We start from the raw sequence: 12,191 nt of genomic DNA on the forward strand, positions 1-12,191 counted from the left end.
ATTGAATATTGTGACCCAAACAGAGACCCATAAAACTCTGCGAGTCATCGCCTGGCTAACAACTCTGATACTGGCCAGCACTCCCCTGACAGCGACGGCTAATAATGAGGGGCGACGCTATATCGCAGAGTTACTGGTATTCAGTTATGAAAACAAAGAACCCGGTTTATCAGAGAAATGGCGAGAGAATCAGCAAATAGAACTGCCATCTTACTATCAGGCACTCTATAAACGTTCTGATATCCGTATGTCAGAGCTGGATTCCATCGCTTCTCAGCCTGTTTCTGCGGCACCAACGGGGCTGGCACCTTTAAGCGGAAAACAGATCCGCGCACTGAAAAATGGCACAACACCAGAGTATTTCATCTATGCCAACCACCGCCATTTACTTAACGGCCAGGCCAACCGCCTGAAGCGCAATGGCGATCATCGGATTCTGTTCCATGAATCCTGGCATATGACAGCACGTGGAAAAGGAAAAAGTCTGCCCATCCGTATTCGCGGCGGCCAACGCTTTGGCAATCAGTATGAACTGGATGGTACTATCAGCATATCTATTGCCCGTTACCTCCATGTATCGACGAACTTGTACCTGTCAGAATTCAGTGCGACAGAAACTGCAGATGGCCAGAGAAGTTTTCGCACCAGCCAGGTCATTCCAATGAAACAAACCCGGAAGATGCGTAGCAGAGAACTCCACTACATCGATCATCCGGCCTTTGGCATTCTGGTTCGGTTTACCCCAATGTAAAACGACACAGGGAGCTGCAAGTAACAGCAGCTCCCTTAATTTCTTTACAAGCACCGTTCACATCTGATTGTTCAGACTCTGAAAATAGACACGGCCTGCTTTAATTCACCCGCCTGAGCTGAAATATCATCACTGGCCTGAGAGTTTTTCTGCACGGCAGCCGAAGCATCAATGGTAATATCCCGGATAACAGTCACATTCTGGCCAACTTCGTTAGCGACACAACTCTGCTGCTCAATAGCCGTTGCAATCTGAGTGGCCATATCAGAGATTTCTGTTACATCCCCGGTAATAGCAATCAGTACAGATTCAGCCTGAGCGGCTTGCTCCCGGCTCTCTGAACCTCTTTGTCTGCACTGGCCCATCAACCGGACAATACTTTGTGTTTTTTCCTGAAGTGATCCGATAATAACAGCAATTTCCTGAGTCGCCTCCTGAGTACGCCCTGCCAGAGCACGCACTTCATCAGCTACCACAGCAAACCCTCTTCCTTGCTCACCGGCTCTGGCCGCTTCAATTGCAGCATTCAGAGCCAGTAAATTAGTTTGTTCAGCAATTCCCTGAATAACTTCCAGTACCGATCCGATTGTCTCACTTTGCTCAGATAAATCGCTGACAGTTTGCCCTGAACCTTCCAGCTGATCAGAAAGCACCCGGATACTATCTATAGCCTGTTGAACCTTCTCCTGCCCATCTTTTGCATTATTATGAGTGGCATTAGCCTTCATTGCCGTATTTTCAGTATTCAGAGCAATCTCTTCAATCGTACTAACCATCTCAGTAACTGAGCTGGTCACCTGATCGGTCTCTGCCAATTGTCGATCCATATCGTTAGCCGTCCGGCCTGCATTTTCTGAGAGCTCTCCGGTAGAATGATTCATCTTGTCCACAGCATGGTTCACTCTGATAATCACATTCTGAAAACTGGTAAGCATCTGATTCAGCGCTTTTGCCATTTCTGTAATTTCATCACGCCCTTGCTCTTTCACTCTCAGACTCAGATCATGACTCTGATGAATATCCATTATAGAACCCTGAATGGCTTTAATCGGATTAAAGACTGAACGGGCAATCAACCAGGCCGTTACAGAGCTGAGAATCAGCATACCTGAAAAAACCAGTATCGAAATCAGCCGAGCTCTGTCAATACTGGACTTCAACATAAGCTGCACCTGCCCAAATGTCTTTGCCAGTAGAGCTTCTGTCTTATGTACAGTGCTGCGCATAGCCATACGTAAGCCCTCTTTGCTGCTTAATCCCAGCCGCTGCGCACCAGCAATATAAGCCATAAATTTCTGACTATACTGACTGGAAAGATCAGACAAACGTTGCTTTTCTTCATTGCTGACCGGAAGCATTGCTATCTGTTGATTCAGTTTAGCGATCAGTTTTTTAAACCGGTCCTGATACTTCAGATCACTCCGAAGCATAAAGTCTTTTTCGGCTCGTCTCAGCTGCAACATAGTGACCAGAACTGAATCCGCCTCATTTTTTTTCAGCTCTGACTCGATGGCATGTACTGCCTGCCTTAGATCTCCGGTAAGTCCCGACTCAGGGTCCACCCCCATTTCAACCACAGCATCGACCACCTCATGAAATCGCTGTTGATAATCCAGAACAATACGTTGCAATTCAGGTAACTCCCGAACAACCAATTCATATCGTTCCAGAATATCCTGCAATGTTTTCTGATCTGCCTGCATCAACTCGATTTTCTGGTCAAATTTCTGCTGATATGCCGTATCTTTTCTGGCCAGAAAATCCTTTTCATCTCTTCTGAGCTGTAGCATGTCCGCTTCCAGCTTAAGCGCAAAAACTTTACCTGTATTAAGGTCATCCACTTTGTTCAGAGTAAAAGTAAACAGAGAATACATCACTGCCATTGCTCCCATAGCAATCGCAGTATTCAGAATCAGTTTATGTCTGATCAGCATATTCAGAGCACCTCAGAGCAGAATTTTTGCATCCGGACTGCAATCAATAAAACGACCAGCCATCCAGACCAGTCCAGAATACTTAACCCTTCGCTAACGCGGATATATCTTCAGCCAGTTATCTTCAAGCGCCTGTTTTTCCTCTGCCCCATTTAATACATACGCTATTACATTAAAATTCATACCATCGGTGTCATCTGGCATAGAAGCCGTTACCTTAGTACCCGCAGTGTTGAGGGGGCATAGACATCCTCTGAAAAATGAAATATCGGTACTGGCAGGAGATACTCCAGAAAGACATCACGACAAAACTAGTCAGGCCAGAAAGCCAATGCTTCCGGTAATCATCCATGATTAATATTCAGAATAGAGGAAAAAAAACGTTCTGCAGGCATTCATATGCACCGGAACAAAAATAATCATCCAGAAAGAGGAGCTTATGTCGCTGACTCAACGAGCCTCTGATATATCCGGCCTGTGATTCTCAAGCCAGTGTATAAACTCACCGGATGGCAGCGCAGGACTGAACAGATATCCCTGCGCCATGTGGCAACCATGCTGCCTGAGAAAATCCAGCTGTTCCTGAGTTTCAACGCCTTCTGCCACTACCTTAAGATTCAGTGCCTTAGCCATAGCAAAAATAGCAATAACGATTGCAGAATCCTCTGGAGCTGCAGGTAAACGAGAGATAAAACTCCGGTCGATCTTCATAGTTTCAATAGGCAATTTTTTCAGATAATTCAAAGAGGAATAGCCAGTACCGAAATCATCCATAGTGACAGAAATACCCAGTTGCTTAAGATTATTTAACCGGGAAACCGACTCAAGAAAGTCTTCCACTACCGCATACTCTGTAATTTCAAGTTCAAGCTCCCCCTGCTCAATACCATTCTCTTCAATCTGCCGTTGAATAAATGGAAACAACCCCTGGTCACTCAGTTGCTTAGGTGACAGATTAACCGCAATGGATACCCCTTTATAGCCTGCTTGCTTCCATTGGCTTATCTGGAGACACGCCCGGCGTATTACCCAGTAACCCAGCTCACAAATCAGATTTGTACGCTCAGCAACCGGAATAAATTCATCAGGATAAAAGACCGTCTGCCCCTGATTCTGCCATCGGATTAAAGCTTCAGCACTGGTAAAACAGATGTCATCTCCCGTCAGATCGGCTTTTGGCTGAAAATGCAGCTGCAGACCATCCTGGCGGATAGCTTCTTTCAATTTATCTTCTATTTGCTGCTGTTTCTTCCTTAGTTCATTCAGTTCTGATGAATAAAATCTGACCTGGGCACGCCCTGAATCTTTTGCCTGGTACATGGCCGAATCAGCCTGGGTAATCAGTTCACTGGCACTGGATGCCTCTTCAGGAAAGCGGGAGATCCCAACACTGGCACCAGGCCTGACAGAGCATTGACCAATGAGCAATGGCTGATTTGCCAGCCGAACCAGATCTTTCCCAATAACCGCCAGATCATGTTCTGAGCCATAATGCGTGATAATGATGGTGAATTCGTCACCACCAATACGATATAACACATCGTACTCTCTCAAGCGTTCCTTAAAGATACGGGTAACCGCAATCAGGACCTGGTCTCCGATATCATGACCATAACGATCATTAATCCACTTAAAATTATCCAGATCCAGATAGATTAAACCGACACTGCTTTCCTCTCTGGCAGCCCTGCTCACTTCAACATCCAGCTGACTCAGAAAAGAATGCCGGTTCGGAATCTGAGTCAGAGTATCCAGGTACGCCAGGGATAGCAGACGGGACTCGGTTTCCTTTTTCTCCGTTATATCGGATAAGACCCCAACCAGAGTACTCTGTGTATTTTTGATTTCGACCAGATTCAGGCTCAGCCAGGCCGGAAAAGTTCTGCCATCATGCCGATGGCCAATAACCTCTCCTGACCAGCCTTCATGGCCGAGTTTCAACAAGCGCAGTGCTTCTTTGAAATTACCTTCTGGCCATCCTGAGAAGTAAATTGCAGGTGCTTCTTCCGTATTATCTGATTGCCAGCCAGTCATATCACAATAAGCCGGATTAGCATCCAGAAGAGCCCCCTGTAAATCAGTAACGAAGACAGCCTCTGTCAGCGCATCCATCGCTTTATTATTAACTTCCAGTGCCTGCATTGGCCGCACCAGAGCATGGCGAAGGCTTAGAAATAAAGAACCGACCAAAATACTCCCAAGTACCAGTATCTGTGCCACTTCAAGCATAAGGCTCTGATACAGATCATCCTTGAACGCATCATCCTTGTACCGGACCTCAACCTGGCCGATAGTCACCAGGCCTGATTGCACAGGATAACCCACTCTGTTATTCAGAGAAGACCAGAAGCCACCATGTATAGTCTTATTAAAAGTCTCAACCTGATACCCGGCCCGGACTTTTCCGACATACAACTGGCCAAAATTACCATACACCATTACACCCTGCACAAATTCCGTGTGCATTTCAGAATCCAGAATAGCCGATACCATACTAATAGAGTAAGCTTCGTCATGTTCTTTGTTGTACAAATCCTGTACTGCTGGCCTGACCGCATAGGCGACACGACTGGCAACAGCCATACCCCGTTCTTCCAGGCTACTAATCATCAGTTCCCGGGTTTGCTGATAGCGTACCAGTACAAACCCACTCATAATCAGAAAAGTGATAAGGCTCAAGATGATAAACAAACGAACATCTGGTTTACTGAACATTATTTGTCGTAGAGTCCAAACCATTGATAGTAATTATCGTAACGCACTTTAAATTGCTTTTTCTGATCAATAATACGCCGACTCATCAGATCTTTGCCGGCATAATGCCGCAACGCGTTGTTTGAAGCCTCCCGCCACCGAAGCAGGTTGTCCCCCGGATAAGAGGATAATCCGAACCTTCCAAAACCCCATACCAGACAGGCCTCCACAGATTTCAGAATAAATGCCTTATTTACAAGCATATACAAGCTTTCAAAATTCTGCTCAATAAAGCGGAATAAAAAATGAAACTTCTTGTTATTATATTATGTTAACGGGCAAAGGGACGTCTGAACTGAAGAAACGCAGCTTATTTCAGACTAGACTTATTCAGCAAGAAAACATAACTGGCGACACGGAACAGCGGCCATATATCCGGAGTATATTATGAGGAAGTGTGCATCTGTTCTGGCCATTTATAGCCTGCTACTTTTCAACCCGACATCCACGCCTGCACAAGCTGAGGATCAGTTAGAGGAGTTCAACCAGTCATCGGAGAAACGCCCTGTCAGTATGGCTTGCGCTATGTTCCCTCCTTACAAAATAGAAAGTAAGAATAAGAAACAACCTCACTCCGGTATCGATCTTGAAGTCATACAGGCTGCTTTCTCAGTGGCAGGCCGGGAGGTTGATTTTAATTTCTACCCCTGGAAGCGTACCGTGAAAATGGCAGAAAGGGGGCAAACCGATGCATTATGCGGGTGTGCCTACAGACCAGAACGGGGAAAAAGCTTTATCTACTCCGATATGCTTGGGCTTCATAGTCAGGGAATATTTATTAATGAAGAATCGGATTTTCACACCGTTGAACAACTGGATGACCTGAGAGGCCGGAGTATTGCTGCCGTCAGAGGCTATGCAGTACATAAGGAGTTGCAGGATAAAAAAGATATTCGTGCAGTAGAAGCCAATGATGACACCCAACTACTCAGATTGCTGCTGGCTAACCGGGTGGATGCCATCTACTCCTACAGAGATATCATTCTCTATCGAATGGCCATGAATTCAGAAACCCGGCATATCCGTTATTACGAGCTTAACAGCCAGCCCTATTATCTGTGTTTTTCCCGCAACCGACCAGATATCGAAGATATCGTACAGGATTTCAATAAGGGGCTGCGTACTATTCGCTTTAATGGCACCTATAACCGAATCTGGGAAAGCTACCGGTAATCTCTGATCATTTCCCCTCTGTTTTCATTAAATCGGAAGAGAAGACGTTACCGGTTATGCCATAAGCCGAATAATCTGTCTGTCATGATATCAGTGGAAGTGAGATTCCATATGAAGATAACTGCTGGCAAAAGGCAGGTTCAGATAACGCTCAAAAAAAGCCTCGTGCCGTTCCTGATTGACCAGAGCCTGCACACACTCCTGCGCCCACCCTGTCTGCCAATTAACCCGTTGTTCATCCTGATGCAGAACCCTCAGCGCTTTTGCCAGAATAAACCAGGCTTTATCCCGGTTGCCAAAGTGCTGAAAGGCATTAGTAAGATAAATAGCCGATAAAGTCAGCTGAGTCGCCGTACTTTTAAGCTCCTGTTCAGACATCTTATACCCGTGACGACATAGCTGCTGACAACTCAGATCAAACGCACAACCAAGATAAGGAATCGCTTCCTGCCATTGCTGTAAATCGTAATGCAAAGCCCCCAGATTCATCCATTCAAACCAGGTTTCACTCTGTTTTACCGGAGACATATCCAGTAACTTTCTGTGGTGTTCTGTCCATAGGAATAACATCGCCCGCCCTCAAATGAGAATCAATGTCATTTAAGATTAAACAAAATAAGAATTATTATCAACAAAAAAACAGCAAAAATAACGAGGAATATTTACTCAGATCAAAAAACAACAGAGACAAAACGAACTATCAGAGCAGATATACAAAGACATGGCCAACCCGAAGTCACAGGGTACAGATATGAAACAGGTAAGCCATGCCTGTAATAGCGGATACAGTTTTGTTGGGACTAGCTGAAAGCGTTTAAGCCCCCTGACCCGCTATCATTGGTTCAGATCTGATCAGAAACCAGCAAAATCGAAATCGAAGTCAGCCAGACCAGTCAGCTCCAGCGTCTGGATACCAGGCATTTCCTGGCCATCAGCATTATCAACAAACTCAAACATACCGAAATCGATCCAGTTATCGTCATTGTCTGTGCCAGTATTCAATTGAGAGACCGTTTCCAGCTTACTGAAATCAAAATCATCCAGATTCAGCAGATCATCTTTATCCTTATCAAATGGACTCACAACAGAAATTACCGGCTCACCATCGATTATATCTGAGTCAGGTTCTTCAGTAATCAGAGGCTCAGCACTCAGCTCTTCGTAAATAGCATCAACGCGCTGCTGCTGAGCTTCCGTCAGATCATCATACGTCACGACGCCATATACTTTATCAATCTGTTTGAACAAGCCGCTCAGCTCAGTTTCCTGCTCTTCTGTCAGTTCTGGCCATTCACCGCTATCATTCGGAGCCAACAGCGCATCAACTTTATCATTCAGAGCATTTACCTCTGCCTGCTCTTCTTCTGTCAGCTCTGACTTCGGCGTACCAAAGATCTCATTCAGCTCATCAAACAGAGCCTGAGTTTTCTCATCAAATACAGGCAGAATAGTGACCAGACCATCGGAACCATCAATATCCAGGTCTTTCAGGTAGATTGCATCCAGCTTGTCGTAAATACCGTCGACCTCCCTCTGTTGCTCTTCAGACAGATCATCATAAGAAACAACACCGTACACTTTATCAACCTGCTTATATAAACCGTTCAGCTCTTCCTGCTGCTCTTCGGTCAGTTCTGGCCAGTTGCCATCTTTATCAGGAGACAGAATCGCTTCAATCTTATTGTTCAGCTCATCAACCTGCTTCTGTTCATCTTCCGTCAGCTCCTGCTTGTAAGTGCCGAAAATTTCATCCAGACGGTCATGCAGAGCCTGAGCTTCCTCATCAATCGGCTCTACTGGCAGAGTATTAATCTGATCAGCCCACAGCTTGTCCAGTTCGGCATAAATATCATCAACTTTTTTCTGCTGCTCTTCACTCAGGTCGTCATAATTAACGATGCCATAAATATCATCAATCTGATCGTAAATGGCTTCCAGCTCTTTTTCCTGAGCTTCAGTCAACACTGGCCACTCACCATTATCATTCGGTTCAAAAAATGCGTTCGCTTTTTCGTACAGCGCATCAACCTGTTTCTGTTCATCTTCAGTCAGATCAAAATCCGGCGTACCAAAAATTTCATCCAGTTGCTTATACAGAGCCTGGATCTCTTCACTTTCCGGGAAAATAACACAAGAACCAATAATTCCATTAGCATCAACAGGCTCTGGAATACCTCCATCAACCGGCATGAAGATCAGCGGTTCTGCGTCAACCGGGAAAGGCTCAATCAATGGCAGAGGTTCTGCGTCAACCGGAAAAGGCTCAATCAATGGCATCAATGTCAGAGGTTCGGCATCAACTGGAAAAGGCTCAATCAGCCCAGCTTTCAGATCCAGAGTAGCAGGCTCAATTGCCGCGTTATTATTTTCAGTGCGAACATCATTATTTCGGGTAAGCATCATGATCATAGTTCCTTGATATTATGCGTGTCTTAGAAAAACCAGCTACTCCACTTGTCAGCTGGCCCGATAATAATGGGCGAACTCTCATGTACTGTCCTGAGCGAGCAAGTCCCGAACAGGTAACGCCGGGTAGTCACAAAGTAGCCATTTGTATTTATGTAACATTTGCGCATAACATACTGAAAAAATACCCCAGACTATGACCTACGCCAGAACACAGATATCTCTGCAAAAGCGCAGACTCTTTCCGGATGAGCGATGGAAGCATATCAATATATTTTTGTTCTGCTGTGTATCAGCCATTATTTGCGTCGTATCTTCCTCGGGAAAAACACAAAGACTCCAGCTGAATACAGACCTGTTCACAATACTCTCTGAGCACCTGAATAAAATACTCAGTTTCGGAGGAATATGGCCGGTGTAATGGACGAATAAGACAGACAGAGAACACGATCTGCTCTGAAAATGGCCGAATAACCAACCCCTGCCCGACATAGTGCAAAGCGGTCAGAGGATTCACAACAGCGATGCCCTCTCCCAGACATACAGAGGCACAGACTGCACTGGCACTGTCCGTTTCAATGACCAGATTACGTTCAATGCCCAGCTGACTGAACAGAGTATCAACTCTTATCCGGTAAGGATCTGAAGCCGCCAGGCTGATCACATCCTGAGCCAGAAAGTCATCCGGTATCAAAACAGACTTACAGGCCAGAGGATGCTCTTCTGGCAGGACACATACCAGATCCAGCTTCATCAGTACTTCTGTCTGAGTCCCAGGCGGTTGCATACTATGCTCAGAAATACCCATATGGTATTGCTGTGTTGATACAGCCTCTTCCAGCACGGGAGATTCCAGTGGTGTAATACTGATACTGGCCTGAGGATAATACTGCCGAAAGCGCTTGCATACCGCAGGCAATAAAGCGACAGAAAAAGCAGGCAGACAGGTCAGTTGCAGACCTGACTGTTGAAAATTACGTATCCTCTCAACCGCATTTTTTATCCGCTCCAGCCCGGCATAATTACGTTTAACCTCTTCAAACAGCATCAGTCCGTGCTCAGTTGGTACCAGCTTACCGGCCTGGCGTCGAAATAATTCTAACTGTGTGGTTCTTTCAAATAAGGCCAGTTCCCGACTGACCGTCGGTTGGGAAGTGTGCAGCATCTCTGCTGCTGCTGTTGCCGATCCGGTTGTCATCACCGCCCAGAAAATTTCAACCTGCCTGAATTTAAAGTTCATCTGTCTCTGCCTGATTCATCTTACTTTTCCAGCTTAATGTTGATGGATTAACGGATAATCCAGTCTTTTGAACGCCCATGCCTGCATCAAGGAAAACATCCATATCAATTATGAATAGACTATATAAAAATTGATATTTTTCACATGCAATACAGCTCCCTATACTGGCTGACACTGGTTTGGCAGCCCTTGCCCGGCGAGTAAAACGTAAAAGAAAGGCTTTACTGCAAAGATACCGGAGTCCCCATGGATCACTTTAGTTACCAGAACGGCGAACTGTTTGTTGAACAGACATCAGCACAGAGCATTTGCGATCAATTCGGCAGCCCTGCCTATGTCTATTCAGAACGAACCCTGACAGAGAATTACCGCACATTTGAATCTGCTTTTGCCGGAATCAATCCTCTGATCTGCTTTTCGATCAAAAGCTGCAGTAATCTGAGTGTTCTGAAGCATCTTGTTTCCCTGGGCTCCGGCATGGATGTGGTCAGTGGCGGAGAACTATTCCGGGCACTGAAAGCCGGGGTATCCACAGATAAAATTGTTTTTGCTGGTGTGGGCAAGTCCCACGATGAACTCAGATACGCCATTGAATCCGGGGTATACCTGTTTAATATTGAGTCAGAACCGGAGCTTGAAAGACTGGCAGCTCTGGCTGAAGAAGCGGGTCGTACAGTTAAAGCCGCTATTCGTATCAACCCGGATATCTCTGATGCAGGTACACATGCAAAAACCAGTACCGGGGGGCGTCATACCAAATTTGGTGTACCGCTGGAGCGAGCCAGAGTACTGTTCTGCTCTGATTTATACCCATTTGTCGACATCACCGGAATTCACATTCATCTGGGCTCTCCAATCCCATCTACAGAGACCTATTTGCGGGCAATTGACCGGGTAGAAGCTCTGATTGATGAGGTAGAAAGTCAGGGAGCAAAAATTGAACTGTTGAATATTGGCGGCGGGTATCCGGCGGCTTACCACACCGATAACACCGTGCCTCAAAGCATTTCATCAATAGGGGAGCAGATCAGCGAACGCCTGCAGAGACTCAGAAACAAAGGAAAAACCTTTATTATTGAACCCGGACGATCAATCAGTGCCAATTCAGGTATTCTGCTGACCAGTGTGGAGTACGTAAAACAAGGCTGGGACAGAGAGATCACTATTCTGAATGCAGGCATGAATATACTGTTGCGCCCGACTCTGTACAATGCCGATCATGTGATCTGGCCTGCATCATGTCAGGGGTTTAACGGCCACTGGAGTGAGCTGATTTCTGCGCAGACGGAAACACAGTGTACCGATATTGTAGGACCCATCTGCGAAACCGGTGATTATTTTGCTCTGGGTCGTCAGATGCCTCCTATGCAGAGCGGAGATCTGATTGCAGTGTTTTCCTGTGGTGCTTACAGCATGAGTATGGCCAGTCAGTACAATTCCAGAGTACGTCCGGCTGAAGTCATGGTATCAGGAAATGACTGCCGCTTAATTCGCCAGCGAGAAAGCTATGAAGACCTGATATCCCACGAATATGGGCTGATGTGATGATTATCCCTAAGATATGATGGCATTAAGCTGACCTGCTCATTTTTATAATAATCAGGTCAGCCTCTTTCGCGCGCACCTGTTCCCATTGAAACGTCACAGAAGATTCATAGCCATTCTTATATTGACTATTACGACAGTAAAGCTGGCCAAATGCGCACAGACCACAACAACTCATTTTACAGTGGCCAGCATACCCATAACGGCTCCCCATCTTAAAAATGAAAAAATAAAGCCAAATTTCACAAACATACTTGTATACAACTTTTATATCATCCAATCACTTGATACATTTAAACTGGACAGTGCGAAGTTCTCGATAGTGGAAGCATAAGCTTGACGCCTCTCAAGCTTATGATCTTTTCTTAAACTCACCACAAGTAAAGTC

9 protein-coding genes are annotated in these 12,191 nt (G+C 45.6%); 3 read left to right on the forward strand and 6 right to left on the reverse strand.

All coding sequences use genetic code 11. The annotated features are described in order from the left end of the window. Positions 1–10: 10 nt before the first annotated feature. Positions 11–751, forward strand: a complete 741-nt coding sequence (locus H4O21_RS12940; RefSeq protein WP_182809286.1) for a CsiV family protein — start codon at positions 11–13, stop codon at positions 749–751. 71 nt (positions 752–822) lie between these two features. On the opposite strand, the gene H4O21_RS12945 is transcribed toward H4O21_RS12940, so the two are convergent. From H4O21_RS12945 to H4O21_RS12955, 3 genes are all read right to left on the reverse strand, one after another. Continuing rightward, positions 823–2,685: a methyl-accepting chemotaxis protein gene (locus H4O21_RS12945; protein WP_182809287.1), complete on the reverse strand. Its 1,863-nt coding sequence runs from the start codon at positions 2,683–2,685 to the stop codon at positions 823–825. Between the two features lie 450 nt (positions 2,686–3,135). After that, positions 3,136–5,376, reverse strand: a complete 2,241-nt coding sequence (locus tag H4O21_RS12950) for a putative bifunctional diguanylate cyclase/phosphodiesterase (RefSeq protein ID WP_182809288.1) — start codon at positions 5,374–5,376, stop codon at positions 3,136–3,138. 23 nt (positions 5,377–5,399) lie between these two features. Beyond that, positions 5,400–5,642, reverse strand: a complete 243-nt coding sequence (locus tag H4O21_RS12955; RefSeq protein ID WP_182809289.1) for a hypothetical protein — start codon at positions 5,640–5,642, stop codon at positions 5,400–5,402. A 184-nt stretch (positions 5,643–5,826) separates the two neighbouring features. Here H4O21_RS12955 and H4O21_RS12960 point away from each other — a divergent pair, with 184 nt between their 5' ends. After that, positions 5,827–6,612, forward strand: a complete 786-nt coding sequence (locus H4O21_RS12960; protein WP_182809290.1) for a substrate-binding periplasmic protein — start codon at positions 5,827–5,829, stop codon at positions 6,610–6,612. A gap of 90 nt (positions 6,613–6,702) precedes the next feature. Here H4O21_RS12960 and H4O21_RS12965 read toward each other — a convergent pair whose 3' ends face one another. The 3 genes from H4O21_RS12965 to H4O21_RS12975 all read right to left on the reverse strand — a co-directional run bounded on the left by H4O21_RS12965 (position 6,703) and on the right by H4O21_RS12975 (position 10,258). Continuing rightward, complete coding sequence (locus H4O21_RS12965) at positions 6,703–7,182, reverse strand: hypothetical protein (RefSeq protein WP_182809291.1); 480 nt, start codon at positions 7,180–7,182, stop codon at positions 6,703–6,705. A gap of 282 nt (positions 7,183–7,464) precedes the next feature. Then, positions 7,465–9,015, reverse strand: coding sequence for a hypothetical protein (locus H4O21_RS12970; RefSeq protein WP_182809292.1), 1,551 nt, complete (start codon positions 9,013–9,015; stop codon positions 7,465–7,467). A 295-nt stretch (positions 9,016–9,310) separates the two neighbouring features. Beyond that, complete coding sequence (locus tag H4O21_RS12975; protein WP_182809293.1) at positions 9,311–10,258, reverse strand: LysR family transcriptional regulator; 948 nt, start codon at positions 10,256–10,258, stop codon at positions 9,311–9,313. A 246-nt stretch (positions 10,259–10,504) separates the two neighbouring features. Between H4O21_RS12975 and lysA the strand changes: the two genes are divergently transcribed. Further along, complete coding sequence (gene lysA / locus H4O21_RS12980; RefSeq protein ID WP_182809294.1) at positions 10,505–11,803, forward strand: diaminopimelate decarboxylase; 1,299 nt, start codon at positions 10,505–10,507, stop codon at positions 11,801–11,803. Positions 11,804–12,191 lie beyond the last annotated feature (388 nt).

Origin of the sequence: Oceanospirillum sediminis (assembly GCF_014164585.1) — a bacterium.
In the GTDB taxonomy this organism is placed as follows: domain Bacteria; phylum Pseudomonadota; class Gammaproteobacteria; order Pseudomonadales; family Halomonadaceae; genus Oceanospirillum; species Oceanospirillum sediminis.

Bases quoted from the DNA above. Each gene is read 5' to 3' on its own strand.
- lysA (WP_182809294.1), top strand. From the start codon at position 10,505: ATGGATCACTTTAGTTACCAGAACGGCGAACTGTTTGTTGAACAGACA.
- H4O21_RS12975 (WP_182809293.1), bottom strand. From the start codon at position 10,258: ATGAACTTTAAATTCAGGCAGGTTGAAATTTTCTGGGCGGTGATGACA.
- H4O21_RS12945 (WP_182809287.1), bottom strand. From the start codon at position 2,685: ATGCTGATCAGACATAAACTGATTCTGAATACTGCGATTGCTATGGGA.
- H4O21_RS12970 (WP_182809292.1), bottom strand. From the start codon at position 9,015: ATGATGCTTACCCGAAATAATGATGTTCGCACTGAAAATAATAACGCG.
- H4O21_RS12960 (WP_182809290.1), top strand. From the start codon at position 5,827: ATGAGGAAGTGTGCATCTGTTCTGGCCATTTATAGCCTGCTACTTTTC.
- H4O21_RS12965 (WP_182809291.1), bottom strand. From the start codon at position 7,182: ATGTTATTCCTATGGACAGAACACCACAGAAAGTTACTGGATATGTCT.
- H4O21_RS12955 (WP_182809289.1), bottom strand. From the start codon at position 5,642: ATGCTTGTAAATAAGGCATTTATTCTGAAATCTGTGGAGGCCTGTCTG.